At 40.0% G+C, this 16,059-nt stretch carries 16 protein-coding genes; 5 read left to right on the top strand and 11 right to left on the bottom strand.

Features of this window, described 5'->3' with window-relative positions:
* Positions 1–52: 52 nt before the first annotated feature.
* Both VOI46_RS19085 and VOI46_RS19080 read right to left on the bottom strand, forming a co-directional pair.
* On the bottom strand, positions 53–937 hold the full coding sequence (locus VOI46_RS19085) for a fused MFS/spermidine synthase (RefSeq protein ID WP_004586266.1): 885 nt from the start codon (positions 935–937) through the stop codon (positions 53–55).
* Positions 930–1,553: a fused MFS/spermidine synthase gene (locus VOI46_RS19080; RefSeq protein ID WP_004586267.1), complete on the bottom strand. Its 624-nt coding sequence runs from the start codon at positions 1,551–1,553 to the stop codon at positions 930–932. The genes VOI46_RS19085 and VOI46_RS19080 overlap by 8 nt, the downstream gene beginning before the upstream one ends.
* Before the next feature lie 168 nt (positions 1,554–1,721).
* On the opposite strand from VOI46_RS19080, the gene VOI46_RS19075 reads away from it, so the two are divergent.
* A complete protein-coding gene (locus VOI46_RS19075; protein ID WP_004586268.1) occupies positions 1,722–3,803 on the top strand; it encodes a TonB-dependent siderophore receptor in 2,082 nt (693 codons plus the stop codon).
* Positions 3,804–3,880: 77 nt separating this feature from the next.
* Here the strand turns inward: VOI46_RS19075 and VOI46_RS19070 are convergent, their stop codons facing one another.
* Positions 3,881–4,756 carry a LysR family transcriptional regulator gene (locus VOI46_RS19070; RefSeq protein WP_004586269.1) on the bottom strand — a complete coding sequence of 292 codons (876 nt, stop codon included), beginning with the start codon at positions 4,754–4,756 and terminating at the stop codon, positions 3,881–3,883.
* A 107-nt stretch (positions 4,757–4,863) separates the two neighbouring features.
* Between VOI46_RS19070 and VOI46_RS19065 the strand changes: the two genes are divergently transcribed.
* A complete protein-coding gene (locus tag VOI46_RS19065; protein ID WP_004586270.1) occupies positions 4,864–5,544 on the top strand; it encodes a hypothetical protein in 681 nt (226 codons plus the stop codon).
* A 44-nt stretch (positions 5,545–5,588) separates the two neighbouring features.
* Here the strand turns inward: VOI46_RS19065 and VOI46_RS19060 are convergent, their stop codons facing one another.
* Positions 5,589–5,921 carry a gamma-glutamylcyclotransferase family protein gene (locus VOI46_RS19060; RefSeq protein ID WP_004586271.1) on the bottom strand — a complete coding sequence of 111 codons (333 nt, stop codon included), beginning with the start codon at positions 5,919–5,921 and terminating at the stop codon, positions 5,589–5,591.
* A 284-nt stretch (positions 5,922–6,205) separates the two neighbouring features.
* Between VOI46_RS19060 and VOI46_RS19055 the strand changes: the two genes are divergently transcribed.
* Both VOI46_RS19055 and VOI46_RS19050 read left to right on the top strand, forming a co-directional pair.
* Positions 6,206–6,757: a hypothetical protein gene (locus tag VOI46_RS19055; RefSeq protein WP_004586272.1), complete on the top strand. Its 552-nt coding sequence runs from the start codon at positions 6,206–6,208 to the stop codon at positions 6,755–6,757.
* 111 nt (positions 6,758–6,868) lie between these two features.
* Entirely contained in the window at positions 6,869–7,708 is an 840-nt protein-coding gene (locus VOI46_RS19050; protein WP_004586273.1) for a DUF2971 domain-containing protein, read from the top strand.
* A gap of 184 nt (positions 7,709–7,892) precedes the next feature.
* Here VOI46_RS19050 and VOI46_RS19045 read toward each other — a convergent pair whose 3' ends face one another.
* The 4 genes from VOI46_RS19045 to VOI46_RS19030 form a co-directional block, all read right to left on the bottom strand.
* On the bottom strand, positions 7,893–8,378 hold the full coding sequence (locus VOI46_RS19045; protein ID WP_171044761.1) for a GNAT family N-acetyltransferase: 486 nt from the start codon (positions 8,376–8,378) through the stop codon (positions 7,893–7,895).
* Between the two features lie 25 nt (positions 8,379–8,403).
* Entirely contained in the window at positions 8,404–9,822 is a 1,419-nt protein-coding gene (locus VOI46_RS19040) for a serine hydrolase domain-containing protein (RefSeq protein ID WP_004586275.1), read from the bottom strand.
* 25 nt (positions 9,823–9,847) lie between these two features.
* Positions 9,848–10,285 (bottom strand): GNAT family N-acetyltransferase, encoded by a 438-nt coding sequence (locus VOI46_RS19035; protein WP_004586276.1) that lies wholly within the window; start codon positions 10,283–10,285, stop codon positions 9,848–9,850.
* Between the two features lie 199 nt (positions 10,286–10,484).
* Positions 10,485–10,985, bottom strand: a complete 501-nt coding sequence (locus tag VOI46_RS19030; protein WP_004586277.1) for a lactoylglutathione lyase family protein — start codon at positions 10,983–10,985, stop codon at positions 10,485–10,487.
* A 114-nt stretch (positions 10,986–11,099) separates the two neighbouring features.
* Between VOI46_RS19030 and VOI46_RS19025 the strand changes: the two genes are divergently transcribed.
* Positions 11,100–11,966 carry a LysR family transcriptional regulator gene (locus VOI46_RS19025; RefSeq protein ID WP_004586278.1) on the top strand — a complete coding sequence of 289 codons (867 nt, stop codon included), beginning with the start codon at positions 11,100–11,102 and terminating at the stop codon, positions 11,964–11,966.
* Between the two features lie 37 nt (positions 11,967–12,003).
* On the opposite strand, the gene VOI46_RS19020 is transcribed toward VOI46_RS19025, so the two are convergent.
* From VOI46_RS19020 to VOI46_RS19010, 3 genes are read right to left on the bottom strand one after another with little or no spacing between them, the layout of a single operon-like run.
* On the bottom strand, positions 12,004–13,083 hold the full coding sequence (locus VOI46_RS19020) for a heparan-alpha-glucosaminide N-acetyltransferase domain-containing protein (RefSeq protein WP_004586279.1): 1,080 nt from the start codon (positions 13,081–13,083) through the stop codon (positions 12,004–12,006).
* On the bottom strand, positions 13,067–13,705 hold the full coding sequence (locus VOI46_RS19015; protein WP_004586280.1) for a hypothetical protein: 639 nt from the start codon (positions 13,703–13,705) through the stop codon (positions 13,067–13,069). Before VOI46_RS19015 ends, VOI46_RS19020 begins: the two co-directional genes overlap by 17 nt.
* A complete protein-coding gene (locus VOI46_RS19010; RefSeq protein ID WP_004586281.1) occupies positions 13,698–16,046 on the bottom strand; it encodes a GNAT family N-acetyltransferase in 2,349 nt (782 codons plus the stop codon). Before VOI46_RS19010 ends, VOI46_RS19015 begins: the two co-directional genes overlap by 8 nt.
* Between the last annotated feature and the right edge of the window lie 13 nt (positions 16,047–16,059).

Raw genomic sequence — 16,059 nt, 5'->3', positions numbered from 1 at the left:
GGGTGTGGCAAATAAAAAAGCCCCAAGGCTGGGGCTAAATAAATTTGTGGATTTAAAAATTAAGGAGGTTAGCAGGGGAGTACTGATCGGTAAGCACTTTTGTATTGGCAGGCCAATCTTGCTTGTTTTTGGTACTTTGCATATAGGTACTAATTGCTTTTAAATCTACATCGTATTTTTTTAAACGCGGGTTAAGTGCTTTAATTCGCTGATTAATTTGCGCCTCAGTAGGCATAGAGTTTACACCCGCCAAAATAATACGGTTAGAACGATTAGCACGGCTTACGTTAATAAAATCGCCAAACACGGCGTGGTAAGTTGCCGACTCATGCTCGTATAATTTACTGCTCGAAAACGTATTAGCGGCAATTACACCGCCCTCGGCCAATACGCTTTTTACCTCTTCAAAAAACTCTTTGGTGAGTAAGTGCTCAGGAATATAATCGCCGTTAAACGCATCAAGAATAATCCAATCGTACTTTTGCTTTTTAATGGCTGCGCGCTTTATAAATATACGCCCGTCTTGCACGCTTGAGGTGACCGCATCGTTTTCTATAGAGTTAAAATAGTTACGGGCTACTTTTAAAACGGCGGGATCTATTTCAACATTATGAATTTTAGCTGCAGGGTAAAGCGCATGAATGACATTAGAAAGCGTACCGCCACCTAGGCCAATAATAAGCACATTTTTAGGGTTATCGGTTACTAAAAGGCTGGCAAACGTAAGTTTTGTGTAGTTAAAAACCAGTTTGTCGGGGTTGTTTTTGTACATACAACTTTGGCTGGTTTGGCTACTTTTTGTATTAAATTTTAAGCAGCGTAGGTCACGTGTTTCATCAACAATAATATTGCGATATAAAGAACGCTCCTCGTGCACTACATTACTGTGCGCCGCAACTGAAAACAGTACCGCTAAAAATAATAAATAGTTACGCATGGGCAAGCTCCTTATTACCAGCAAGGCTATTAACAGTAATTGCCAGCACACCTAACAGGCCCAAGGTTAACGCAAAGGCACTTATAATGGTGTTTACATCAAACGCCAGTACAAAGTAAAACGAGGTAATAATAGTCCCTAAGGCGCTGCCCAACGTGCTTACAAAATATAAAATACCCGCCACTTGGCCACTTTTATGGCTGTCGGTGACTAATAAACGCACCGAGTAAGGCGAGATCATGCCTAAAATAACGGTAGGAATAAAAAACAACGCCGTAGAGGCAAGTAACGAGCCGTAGCGTGTATCTTCAATGTGGGTAAAAATAAATTCCATTATTGGCTGCGAAAAAAGCGCAATAGGCACCACCATAATACTGGCAGTTAAAAATATTAAGCCATATTTTGTAAGCGATGCATTTTTAGTACTTAGCTTACCGCCGAGTAAATACCCAAAAGAAAGGCTAAGCATAAATACGGTAATTATGCTGCCCCAAATGTGTACACTACTGCCAAAAAAAGGCGCTAAAATACGCCCGCCTAATAGCTCAATCCCCATAATGCAAAAGCCACTGCAAAAGGCTAAAAAATAGATTAACGCGTTTGTTTTTATACTCATGTAATTATCGTTATGTAACCTAAAGAGATCTCCATACTAACGTGATGGCTCGGCAGTCGCTAGTGCATTAATTAATCGCTCTGTGATTTTTTAAAAAGTTGTTTTGTTATAAAGTAACGCATGTTAAACTTATTGTTATAATATAACACCTTCGATTTCCCTATTATCATGAAGTATTCTTTAATTTATTTAGCCTGCTTAGGCATAAGTGCGCAAACAGTGGCGCAAGAGCAAAACGACGAAATTGAAAAAATATCGGTTACTTATAAACAAGCATACCGCGGCGACATTCCTCAAAAGCAAATGCCGCAATCTATTGTAAGTGTTAGTAGTGCTGCGCTTGATCAAAAAGGCATTACTAAATTACAAGACGCGCTCGATTTTTCGGCCAGTATTTCGCGCAAAAATAACAGCGGCGCATTATGGGATAGCTTTTCTATTCGGGGTCTTTCGGGTAACGAAAACATGCCATCGGGCTATTTAATTAATGGCTTTAGCGGTGGGCGTGGTTTTAGCGGCCCGCGTGATGTATCTAACATTGATTACATTGAAGTACTAAAAGGCCCAGGCTCAGCACTTTATGGGCGCTCAGAGCCCGGCGGTACTGTAAATATTGTGACTAAAAAGCCACAGTTTGAGCCGCAAGGTGAGCTAAAACTGAGCTTAGGCAGCGACAGTTTTAATCGCGTTGAAGGCGATTACACAAACGGCATTAACGACACCACCGCGTTTAGAATAAATGGCGCATGGCAAGATAGCGACAGCTACCGCGATGCGGTGTACACCAATAAAAAGGTAATTACGCCGTCTATTTATCATCAAATAAACGCATCAACCAGTGTGACTTATGAGTTTGAATACGTAGATTTAGCGCAGTTATTTGACCGTGGTGTTGTCGTACTCGATAACGATTTTGACACCGTACCAAGCTCACGTTATTTAGGTAACCCTAACGATGGCGACACGCAGGTGTATTCGCGCGGGCACCAAATTACTTTAAATCACGATATTAACGATGAATGGTCGTTAGTGGCCGGTGCAAACTACCGCAGCTCTACGTTAACGGGGTTTTCGTCAGATGCTGAGCTTTCGCCATCGCGCCAATCGTTATTTGACGATGGCCGCACACTTACTCGCCAGCAGCGTTATCGCGACTACGAAGTAGAAGATTTAAGTGTTAAGTTTGAGCTAAGCGGCAGTGTAGACACAGCCGGTATTACGCATCATTTATTAATAGGTGCCGATGCATACAAGTACGATTTACGTACAGCGCTTTCTCGCTATCGAGGCGGTAACGGCACTTATACCGTTGATATTTTTGAGCCAAATTACGATGTAGAACGCCCAGCAGTAAGCCTGCTTTACGAAAACGACGAAGAGCAAAAGGCGTACGGTATTTATGTTCAAGACCAAATGGATATTACCGACAAATTTAAGCTATTAGTGGGCCTAAGGTTTGACAGCGTAGACCAAGATATTTTAGAAACCAACAGCGGCGTGTTTTCGACCAGCTCTGAAAGCCAAGTAAGCCCTCGTGTTGGCGTAGTGTACGAGCTAAATAACGCAATCACTTTTTACAGCAGTTACTCAGAAGGCTTTTTACCACTGAGCGGCACTGATGCAAGCGGCGACCCGTTTGGCTTTGAATACAGTGACTCGTTTGAGGTTGGCGCTAAGTTTGAATACTTAGGCATAAACGGTACTGTGGCATTTTTTGATGCGTCTAAAAGTAATATGTTAGTGGCAGACCCTGTAAACGTTGGATTTTCAGCGCCTATTGGTAAAGCCGATAGTAAAGGGTTTGAGCTTGATTTAAACACCTATATTACTGATGCAACGGCGTTTAACTTATCGTACGCCTATATAGATGCCACCACAGCAAACGACATTATTAATGCCGATTGGGGCGTGCCAATTGAAAAAGGCAGCCCGCTGGTAAATGTACCAAAAAATAACTTAAACCTTACGCTTAGCCACCAAACAGCATTAATGGGCAAAGAGCTTGAGTTTGGTGCAAGTTACCAATACACCAGCAACCGTTTAGGTGATGCCGCCGATTTAAGCTTTAGGCTACCGAGCTACCAATTAGTAGGCGTGTTTGGCAACGTAAACTTAACCGAGCAAACAGAACTTAATGTGAGTGTTAATAACATTTTTGATGAAGATTACGCCGAAAGCAGCTACAACGCTTTATGGGTTTACCCAGGTGCGCCAACTCAATTTAAAATGTCGTTAGCGTATAATTTTTAATAGCTAGCAAATTAAAGTTTTCATCCTAAAGCGTCTTAATGTAGTGGTTAAGGCGCTTTATATTTTTAAGCGCTTTTTTATAAAGAATGCATAAGTTTATTAAGCCAACCATCGGCCTTTGAAGGTTTGTATATCATTACAATGTTTTCACTGTAGTGACTGTTAACCCCCTTTACAGTTAATTTTGTAAGCCCTAAATCATCAATCACAAAGTTAGGTAAATACGCCAACGCCAAGCCACTTTGTACCACCTCTATTAATGCACTGTAATCGCTACATCTAAATACAATATTGCGCGGTGCAATATTATCTTGCCAGCCGTCGGAGCCTATACCTTGCTCGAGGCCGCACAGTGGTGAAAACAAAGGGCATGCAAAAGCAAGCTCTAGTAATTGATTTTTATTAAGCGTTAAAGAGCCAGTTTGTACTAGCTGATGCGAAGCATGCGCAGCCACACTAAACCCAGTATTAAATACATCAACCGCCACTAAATTAGCGTGTGAGCTGTTATTTAATGCCTCACGAGTTACTAGCGCAATATGCGCCGCGCCTGATGCAACTTGGCTTATGGCTTCACCTTCAAACACATTATTAATACGTACCGAACAGGGCAGGTTGCTAAGAGGGGTAAGTAACTTTTTTAAGCCACTTTTAAGTAAAATTGCAGGGCCTGCAATAACTGCATTAAATTTATGGTTATCGCTTTTAAAGCGGCTAGTAAGCTGCTGGTAATTATGAACTAAATCACTACTGTGCTTAACAAACTCTTTGCCTTTATCATTAAGTACTAAGGTTTTTCCCACACGATTAAACAGCTCCGTGGCTAAGTTTGCCTCAACCTTTTTTAGCGTTTTAGACAGCGCCCCTGGGGTAATATTAAAATGCTTAGCGGTTGTATGCAGATTTTGCGAACTCGCCATATGAATTACTTTTTCAATGTCATCTAAATGCATAGCGCCAAACCGTATTGATTAAAAGGAAACAGCTAATAACTTATTATCGATTATTAATACATAAAAATCAGCTTATAGTGACGCTATATTTATTTTTGAGCATTAACATGAAATACATACTGCTAATTTTTATTTTATTTTCAAGCGCAGCACTAGCAAGCGACCCTCAACAAAACACGTATAACACACACAAAACCCACAGCTACGTGGGATTTCATGGTATGGCGCTTATATTAGCGGGCGATAAACTACTAGCTAGCCACATGCCCTTATACGCCCTCCCACACAACTACCAAATAGTGTACGAAGTAACTACCAATGACACCCACTTTAAAATAATCAAAAATGCACTGAACGAGTCACTAAAAAAACAAACTCAGATCACCATTTTACCAACCAAATTTGATTTAAATTTATTAATAAATAAGCTGACACCCACTTTAAATACTACTGTGTTTAATGGCCATTTTGAGCGCGGAGGTACGGCTTTGTTTTCGACAAAGCTGACCTTTAAAAATCCGTTATATGTAAAAAAGATCGCTATAACACAACCTGAAAAAGAAGAGTTTGATTTAATAAAGGTTTCAGCAGAGCAGGGGGTGATAATTCATAAAATACAAAGTAGACCAAGTTATGACTCACTCAGTTTAGTAGCACTAACTAACGGAAAATATAATGGCCAGTTAAAATGTGATGCGCCAGTAACCACAACGCTTGCAAGTAAGCTAAAGGCCTGTTTTAAAAGCGTACCAAGCTATTTAGAAACTCACGATTTTGCAGTTAATTAAAAAATTATAGCAGCGCTTTAGCTTAAAAAGCGCTGCTATATAAATTACTTAACGTTAAGAGCATATACATTTGCCTGAACGTATTCGCCGTTTAACAATTTTATTTGCGTTAAAATGCGTGAGTACGCATCGCCTTCAAATTCATCGAGCACATGCCAGTGATCTTTTAAATTAGTTGAGCTAAACACATAGCCTTTTATCTCTTGGCCTGTTTCGTCTAATACCAGTGCAGGAAAGCCCATTTTGGCGCCCCAGCCCTCGTTAATTAAATTGCCAACTACACTGCCTTGCTCAAACGTACCGCCAATATTGGCAAGAATATGTTCGTTCGGATGCCCTGGGCACAAGGTACCATATACAAATAGCGCTTCTAACACGTAAACTCCTAAATTAAGGCTAATGATTATGTTTAACTAAGCTAAAGCTTAACTAAATATGAAAAAATTCCCGAGTGAAATTTTACTCTTACAATGACACCCACCTTTAATATTGTTCTATTTAACTTTACCTAAAAACTTTAGAAAACTTAGTTATAGTAATACCTTAGGTAATTTGTTAAAAGTAGATAAATGAGCGTTAAGTCGGCAGAAATATGCGCGATGAGCACACTATTGAATTGTTATGCAGCTATGAGTAGCCTGTAAATATCGGAATATTAAAAGTGATAAAGTTAATTGGTATAGCGCTGCAAGCTTTTGGGATACGAAGTGCTAAACAAAAAGAAAAAACTCAAAGAGTAATTGATTATATTGATACTTGCCTTGAGCACATGGAGAACATCATGGGCTACAAAAAGGACATAAATGAGGCAAGTGTAGAGCAGTCCAGAAAGTTTCTTCAGAGCGCATATCATGAAATGACTTCTCAGTTAAACGGTGTAGCTACTCCTATTGAGTGTGACATAATTAAAAACTCGATTGCAAGTGCTCGAATTTACTTCCATGCAGTTAAAGAAGGTAAAGTGGTCAATAAAAGCCTTATAATAGATTATGAATCACGTTATCAACTTTATATTAATCATAATTATGATCAAAATAAATTCCGACAAAACTCATATGAAACGTTCCTTAGACAGCTTGTCAAAGACAAACGTGAAATTGATAAAAATTATGTCGAAATGGAGTTACAAAAAATAAAGGAGGTCTGCCAAGAAGATGTAGCAAGAATAATGTCTTTAAGAGAAATACTTAAAACTCGAAAAGCAGCTGCATAACAGGCCTTAAAGTCGGATTCGTAACAGTTTGCTCGATTCCACTTCGTTTCACATTTTAGCAAACTGTCGCTCACCACTTAAGGTGGCGTTATAACTCAAGGAGAGAGTATTTTGCTTTTCAAATACCTAGAGCCCGATAGAATTGATGTTTTAGCCTCTGGTCATATACGTTTTACTCAGCCAGCCGATTTTAATGATCCTTTTGAGTTTCGATCAGTAATTTCGTCAGTGGCTTCAAAGGAAGAATTCGATAAGGCTATGGATGAAGATCTTAAAACAATGGTTCAAGAAGAACTTCAAAAATTCCCTTCAGAAATACGCAAACAAATTTCACCTGCACAGCTAGAAGCAGTTACACGTAAATTATATGAACAGCATTGGCCTTCTTTGGAAACCAAATTTAAAGAAATGGGCAGTGAAACAACTAGAGTTTTTATTGATAAAGCAAACACATTAATTGGTGTTCTTTCTCTAACGGAAAAAAACGACAATCTTCTGATGTGGTCGCATTACGCGTATTCTCATAAAGGGTTCTGTATCGGGTTTGATAATACTTCACCCTTCTTCAACAAAAAGAGAAGCGAGGTCGATGAGTTTTATCATTTGCGTAAAGTCACATACAGTAAAATTAGACCCTCCAAACTTTTAAATCAATTGAATGGTGTCGAGCTATTTTTAATTAAGTCACAGGCTTGGGAATATGAGCAAGAATGGAGAATGTGTGCTGTATTGGAGGATAGCGAAAAGACTATCAGCACAACAACCTCCTTACCGATACACCTATTTCAATTTCCTAACTCAGCGGTTAAAGAGATAATTCTAGGTGCATGTATAGAAAACAATGTAAAAGAAAACATTTTAACGGTGGTAAGAAAAAATTATCCTCACGTAGCGATTAAACAAGCAAGAATATCAAATGAAGAGTTTTGTCTTGAGTTCATAGAGTTATAACAAGTGAATAAGGTTACAACCGTCCGCTCATGGCACTATTTAGTCACTCGACAACTTAAAATATTGATAATAATTGGCAAGATATTTTGCTTTAATGATTAGTTTTTTCGGCGGCCACAATGGCCACTAATATGGTTTAATACTAATCAAAGGCACATACGTACTTATTGCGCTGTTTGTGTGATTATAAACCCACTATGGCGCTTCGCCTTTCCATTAAAACTACATTGCGCCACACACCATTTAATTTACCTAGTTTCTCTCGATTTCCAACCGGCCTAAAACCATTGCGAGCATGTAAAGCAATACTATTAGTATTTTCAGGGAATATACTGGCTTGTAGCATCCATATACCGCTTTTTTCTGACTCATTAATGAGTGCTTTAAGCAGTGCCTGCCCCAAGCCTTTACCTTGGGCTTGGTTTGCAACATATACACTTACCTCGGCAACGCCCGAGTAAACCTCACGGCTAGAAACCGCAGATAACCCGGCCCAGCCAAGCACCTTTTCATCCTCAACTGCAACAAGACGACAACAGTTGAGCATAGAACTATTCCATTGCTCCCAATTTTTAGCTTTAGTTTGAAAAGTCGCGTTGCCGGTATCAATACCTTGCTGATAAATATTTTGAACGGCTAAAAAGTCGTTCTCTGCAAATGGCCTTATGATGGCTGTTACTCCAATTTGAAATTTGTTACGGCTTATAGCTAGAAATCAATTCATTGATTTTTCTTCTTACCGGTGACACTACATCTGACTGATTAGCTAAAATAACAACAATGAAGTCATCGTCTAAATGTATATCTAACCGCGCATCAACACCTAAATATGCACCGCCATGCCCTATAACTCGATTAGTATCGGTTCCACCGACTGAAAAACCATAACCATACCAAGGCGCTGAATTATACTGTGTTTTTTCACTATAAGCTGCTTGTGTTAACTCTTTATTTAATAATTTAAATTGTGTTAACGCCAAAGAAAAACGGTGTAAGTCCCCAACCGTCGAAAAACCTCCACCGGCAGGGCTGCCTTTAATAGCTCTGGTGTAAATACTATTCACCCAGCCGCTACTATGCATTCGCTTTAAATAACCCGTTGCTAGGTTATTGTTTACATCATCTAGTGCAAAGCTCCCCGAATTTTGCATACCCGCTTTTTTATAAATATGCTTATCTACATAACTGTAGTAAGACTCCTCAGTTACACTTTCAACTATAAGCCCAAGCATTAGCATTCCTGAATTACTGTATCGGTTTCGTGTGCCAGGTTTAAAAAGAAGAGGGGTACTTGCCACTAGGGGTTTATAAGCTGAAAGGTCTCGATATGCCTCTTTGTTGCTGGCATTAAATTCTTCATTAAAAAAGTTACCTAATCCTGATGTGTGCGTTAAAAGGTGCCTAACAGTAATTAAATCTGTATCGCCTTCAGGAAGCCAGCTTTTATCTACAAAGTTAACTAGCTTATCGTCGAGCTTGAGTTTGCCTTTTTCAATAAGTTGCAACGCCGCTATAGCGGTAAACATTTTATTCATAGAGCCTAAAGAAAACTTAGTCTCTAAATTATTTTTAACCTGCCACTCTTTGCTGGCATAACCTACCGCCTTTTGAAATAAAACATTTTGGCCTTTAGCGACTAATACAGCACCAGAAAACGCGTTGTTATTATCTAAGTTATCAATAAATTGCGCTAATTCTTGGCTAAAGCTTTTTGGGGTGAGTGAAGCATTTTTTATATTTTTTAACTCAACATCATTAAAACTGCTGTAGTTAATTTTGTGAGGAGGAGAACTTTGTTTATTTATAACAAGTTCATACTCAAAGTTATTATTTTGAGAAATAACACGTATACGATCATTATTATTTTTTTCTGGTAGGTACTCTAATACTTTTAGTTTTCCATAAGTATTTTTCTCGTTTAAAAACACTCCAACATAAGCATCAAGGCCGTAGGTCTCTATTCTACTCTGAGACATATTATTTGAGAGGTACTCAATAACTTCACTCTGAGAACCCTCGTTAAAAACAGTAATAAAATTTTGCGCTGTTTTTTCATTACCATGAGCCGAATAAGATAGGCAAAGTACAACTAAACCAGTAATAAGATGCTTCATAAAAATCCCTTTTTAATAATTAAAATTATAGCTTAATAATCGCTAACATATCGTCGTCATCCTCATCGAGGCCCACTTCCTCAAACCCGAAGCTTGAATAAAAGTTTTTAGCAACAGGATTTTGCGGGTTATAACAAATCTCGATTTGTTCAAGCTTAGAAATCGTTTTAATCTCTTCAATTGCCATAGCCAGTGCTTTGCGCCCAATGCCTTTATTTTGATGAGTTTGATCTACCATAAAGCGCCAAATAGAAACCTTTGCAGGGGTTTCTTGTACCCACATAAGAAAGCCAACTGGCAGAGCATTTAAGTAAATCGCTTTACAGGTATACCCGCTATTGTAGTGCGCCTCAACTAACGACCACATATTACACGCTACGTATTCTTCTTGCGTTTTAGTAACATCCAATTCGCATATGGCTTCATAGTTATCGGCGGTGATGTCTTCTAGTGACAGATTCATGTTTTTCCTTTAGAACAACTTTGTGCAATTAGTAAGCTATCAGTGTATGTACCTATAATCAATCAAATGAAGATATTGATTTTTATACACCCAATATTAGCCAAATTAATAATCTACAAGTCTATTTAAAACAAAAAGGCCGCAGTAAATAAATACTGCGGCCTTTGTTTTTAGCTAAACTTTTTTAAATTAGCTACGTTTAATAAGCGCCTGCGCTGTAAATAAGCTCGTAGCTGTGGCTGTAAATCTCAAGGATGTTACCAAATGGGTCTTCCATGTAGATCATGCGGTACGGCTTTTCGCCAGGGTAGTAGTAACGTGGCTCTGGCATACGTTTTTTACCACCTGCAGCAACAATACGCTCCGCTAAGCCTTCAACATCTGGGTCTTGTACACAGAAATGAAAGATACCGGTTTTCCAGTATTCAAAGTTGTCTTTAGGGTTTTCTTGGTTTTTAAATTCGAAAATTTCGACACCAATACGGTCGCCTGTTGAAAGGTGCGCTATTTTAAATTTTTCCCAATTTGGGCCAAATACATCGGTACACATTTCGCCAATGGGGCTGTTATCTTCAGTGATCACGGTAGGCTCCATTATGGTGTACCAGCCCATCACCTTAGTGTAAAACTCGACTGCTTTTTCAACGTCGGGAACCGAAATACCAATGTGCGAAAAACTACGTGGATATGTATGACTCATAATGCTTCCTCTTTAACTTGTGACTTATCTTGTGGCTAGTTGATGGAGTTAGTTTACGAATCGACTAACATTAAGTAAAATTATCATTAATCATCGTTTTGAGTACGTTTTGTAATGATAAATCCAACATGGTTAAATACGTTTTGTACTTTGGTTGAGGTAAATCATTTTACCCAAACCGCCGAGCGTCTTTTTATGACCCAATCGGGCGTAAGTCAGCACATTAAAAAGCTAGAGCAGCAAGTAAACTGCGCGCTATTAGAGCGCCACGGCAAACAATTTACCCTTACCGTGCATGGGCAAAACTTGTATCAGCAAGGCAGTTTGTTATTAAAAGAATGGCAATTTTTAGAACAACAATTAAAAGATGACTCGCCTTACAGCGGCCTAGTAAAAATACAATCGCCTGGTAGTTGTGGGCTACAATTTTATAGCCAATTATTAGCATTACAGGCTGAGCATACCAAGCTTAATATTGATTATCGCTTTGCACCTAATACCAGTGTAGAGCAAGCGGTGGCAAACCACAGTGCCGACATAGGCTTTTTAACCCAAGCCCCCACGCTTAGCGAAGTTACCAGCCACAAAATTGGCCAAGAAGCTTTATTATTAGTAACCCCCACACATATTAAAAACCCAACATGGGAGGTTTTATGTGAGCTTGGCTTTATTGGCCATCCCGATGCAAAACACCACGCGCAGCTATTACTTAGCGAAAACTACAGCGAGTTTGAGCATGTTGATCAAATTAAGCGCACGGGGTTTTCTAACCAAATAAGTTTAATACTGGAGCCGGTCAGTTTAGGGCTAGGTTTTACGGTTTTACCTGCGCATGCTGTTAGCGCATTTAATAAACCTGCGCTTATTAAAACGCACCATTTAGCTAATCCGATTAGTGAAAATATTTATGTATGCCATCACCGAAATAGGCCAATGGCAAAGCGCATGAACACAGTAATTGAAGCAATAAAGGCCGGCTAGGGCGCGTGTAACTGCGCCCGTAAAGCCCCTTTACAGTTTATGCTGTGCGCTTAGGCTTTTGCTTAATAGCGAATATGGTTTGCTTAGCTTGCAAATACACTTTGTGCACTGCAAAGGTTAATAAGCTCATAAGTACCATTAAGCACAACGTTGGCCAAAACGACTGGGTATGATAACCAAACACGCCCATAAGCCAGCAAATTAGCACCCATTGAATAATGTAAAGGGCCGTTACATGTTTGCTCGCATATAAAAGAGCGCGTGTAATAAGGCCATTAAATTTATTGGCAATGGCATATTCTATTAAGGCTAATGCACATAAATTTAAACCCACTAAATAAATAATACCGCCGCCATTTAAGTGAAAAAAGTTGCCAAACTGGCCTTTAAAATCAATAAATAACCACACTGAACCAATCACTAATAATGCGGCCCCTAACTTTGCACACACATTAAATAAATACGCTGCATTATGTTGGCTATTTATATATACACGCCCAAGCACATACCCCGTTAATATAGCGCTTACCCACGGAAATACCGGAAAATAAACTTGGTAGTTATTAGCAAAAAACAAATCGCTAATGTAAGGCGAAAGCGCAAACTGCTGCCCCCTAACAAACTGGCTTACAAGTGCAATAGCCATGGCTAAACATGCAATCCATGGGGTTTTCCAGCGGGCAATATTAAGCGCGCCAAACAGCACTAAGCTCACCCCAGCAAGTTGTAAAATATCACCGGTTAACACCATAAATTGTAACTGCCCAGCACTGAGCGGGCTTTGCCAGCCATAGGCATTTATAAATGCCTCGGGCATGGTATTAAATACCTCAATGGGTAGCCAAAACTTTGCCACATTCATCAAATACGCAAGGAGTAAAAGCTGTATACCACGCTTAATTAATAACATGGGGGTTTGCCTGCGCGAAAGCGCCATAGACAGCCCCATTGCCACCAAAAACGAGGCTGTGCCTTTGCCAAGTATATGAATAACAGCACCAAATAGGCTCTCACTTTGAAGCGTTGTGCTCGAGTACATCCATAGGGTGTGTACCAAAATCATAATAAAAACGCTCGCACCTCGGGCAAGGTCTATCGTTTTAAGACGTGTGTTCATTGGTTTTAATATCCTTTTTAGGGCAGGTTTGGCATTTGCTGTAACCAGCTAAATAATAACGACAGCACGTTAAGCGATCGGCCGTTAATTTAAATGGGCTGTTTAAATTAAAGTGATTGCTGATTAAATTGTGTAGCTGTTGATGGCAATGTGTAGTGTGATCAGCGCTTGCTAAATTTAAGCTATGTGCGCGCTCAAATGCACTGTTAAGGGTGTCGATTAATAAGCGCCCTTGCTCTTTTTCACCCAGCGCATAATCTGTATTGATCCACTTACCTACACAGCTAATAAACTCAATAAGTGCAGTGTTTTGCTCGGCTTTACTTAATATAGGCGCACCGCTGAGGTTAAACCCTCGGCTATAAGCGCCATTAATTTTAAGCTGTAATTGCATGGGACTATGCGCGTTGTGTTTACACGTATACCAATAACAATAGGCATAAATAGTTTGCCAACAAAGCTGCAAATATAAATGCCGACTAATAAATTGCCTAGGCGCATGTGGGTAGTGCGCCTTGCAATGAATCGCTAATGTGCGCACTAAATCTAAGCTTGGGTGAGCCGCAGTAGCTGGCTCATCTGGGCAAAATAAAAAGTGCGCAAGGGTTACTGGCTTAGCCATACAGCTTTGCCGATACCGGGTTATTTAAACTTCCGGCAAACTGTAAACTGCCTGCTGGGTTGGTTAAATCAACCATTTGTTTATTATTGCCAAGCTGCAAGCGGTTTAAGCAAGAGTGTGCAAATTCATCACCAAAAAAATCATACTCTTTAAAACGCGCATTTAAGGCAGGGTTAGCCTGTTGATACGCTTTAACACTTTGCGCAACGCCGTGCCAAAAGTCGTGCTCGGTAATGCGCTCTTCTCTTACTAAAATAGCCACTAGGTATCTAAAAAAGCAGTCAAATACATCGGTAAATATGCTCAGTAACTCAAGCTCTTTTGGCATAGCAATATGAATACGCGACACTTCCTCAGGTAAAGGTTCAGTGCTATTAAGCAGCGCGACTTCTTCGCCTATGTCTTTCATGTAAGCGCCCACAGGGACTGAATTTTTAAGTTTTAAAATAAGGTTTTCGCCGTGCGGCATAAACACTAATTTATGGGCATAAAAACAATGCACTAACGGAATAAGATAGGCGTTAAAATAGTGTTGCAGCCAAGCATGTGTGCTTAAACCACTTTGATCTATTAATGCACCTGCCATACTTTTACCGTCGTTATCTAGGTGCAGTAGTGCGGCCATGGTGGTGAGCTGCTCATTATTTTGTAAGTTATGGTTTGGGTTTTCGCGCCATAAACAGGCAAACATTTTACGATACGGTGTATCGCCCAATGCGCTTTGCTCAAAGGTATGATGCGCATACCCTAAGGTGGCGTACTCTCTTAGTGCAGTAAAATTGCACGCACTGAGCGCGGGGTCGTAGTTTACTTTATTAAATACCCAATCATTTATAGCCGGGGTTACCGCCATATAAGCGCGCGAAAGCCCGCGCATAAAACCCATATTTAAAATAGACAGCGCCACTTTTAAATACGGCTTATGCGGGTGTGAGCAGTTATATAACGTGCGAATAGATTGTTGCGCTTGATATAAATCGTCGCCTTCACCTAAATACACTAAACGGTTATTGGCAAACTCGTTGGCAAACACCACACTTAATTTATGTTGGTATTGCCACGGGTGGGCAGGCATAAATAGGTAGTCGTCGGGGTTTAGGTTTTGCGTTTTTAGCGCTTTGTTAAACGCATTACGAGTGGTTAAATCAAGCTCGCCACTAATATGGCTTGGGTAATCACTAAAGTATTCACTATAAGCAAAATCACATACTGTTTTGTGCGCCGCTAACCACAGCACTTTAAACGGTTTACCCACCTCTGGCGCATAGCGTAAAAAGTCGCTTTTGCTAAAACCAATTCGGCCATTATTAGCCACAAACGCAGGGTGGCCTTCGCTCATTGCAGCCTCTATTTGTTGCAGCCCTAATTGCGCAAGTTCGGCTGCGCTAAGGGTGTTGTTTTCGCGTTTATAACAGGCACTGGCAAGTGTGGCGTTAAGCTCTTCAAGGTAGGTGGCTAAACGCTCGCCAGTTAAACCCAGCGCAGGGCCTTGCACGCTAAAAAAGTGCAGTACATCAAGCTCTGCTTGCTCGTTGTTAAGGTTATAAAAGCATAAGCTTGGCTCGTCTATATCTATGTGATTAAGCGCCATAGCACGGCCATTAAATATAAAATAACCCCCTTCAATATTTACTTTAAAACCTTGTGGGGTTTGCTCTGCAACCAATAAGCGCTCGTGTACCAGTTCGCTAATGGCTTTACTTTGTAAGTGCCTGTTAGCCCACTGCCAGTGGTCAAACTTTACATAGTCGGTGTTTATTGGCGTTTGCGCTTTGTGATGTAAATTAACATGCGTTTCAAATGCAGCTTTATTACAAAACCCAAGGTAGGCGTTTTTATCACCAAGGGTTATTTGCTTAGTATGCACAAAGCCTAAACGCTTATTTAAGGTATGAATTTTACTATTGGCAATATCGGGCTCTACTACTACGCGTGCATCGGCATTATGAGTAAAAATACTGTGCAATACGCACTGCATTATTTCAAAACTAAAATGGCGTTTAGGCTGTGTATTTGGGGCAAGTAAAATATGCATGCCGGTATCGTTTGGCATTACCTCATAGGCGGCTGCGAGTAGCTTGTCGTGCTTTGGGCTGTAAAGCTCAACTAAGGCAAGCAGCTCATTATTTTGCTCAATAACATAGGCATGATGGTGCGGGTTGTTAAGTATATCTTGGTAGGCGCTACACATTTGCTCGGGGGTTTGTTTACTCATACCCCAAAAATGGGCGTAAGGCAGTGTAAGCCACTGGCAAATTATGGGCATATCGCTTTGCTGTAGTAACCGCATAGTCACATTACCTGTGTGTTGTAACGTGGTTACAAAAGATGAAAAATACATAAAAACTCCTAAA

This window comes from Pseudoalteromonas sp. CuT4-3 (genome assembly GCF_035666335.1).
GTDB lineage: Bacteria > Pseudomonadota > Gammaproteobacteria > Enterobacterales > Alteromonadaceae > Pseudoalteromonas > Pseudoalteromonas atlantica.
Note: the sequence above shows the minus strand (reverse complement) of the source record. Positions and strands in the feature narration are given on the sequence as shown.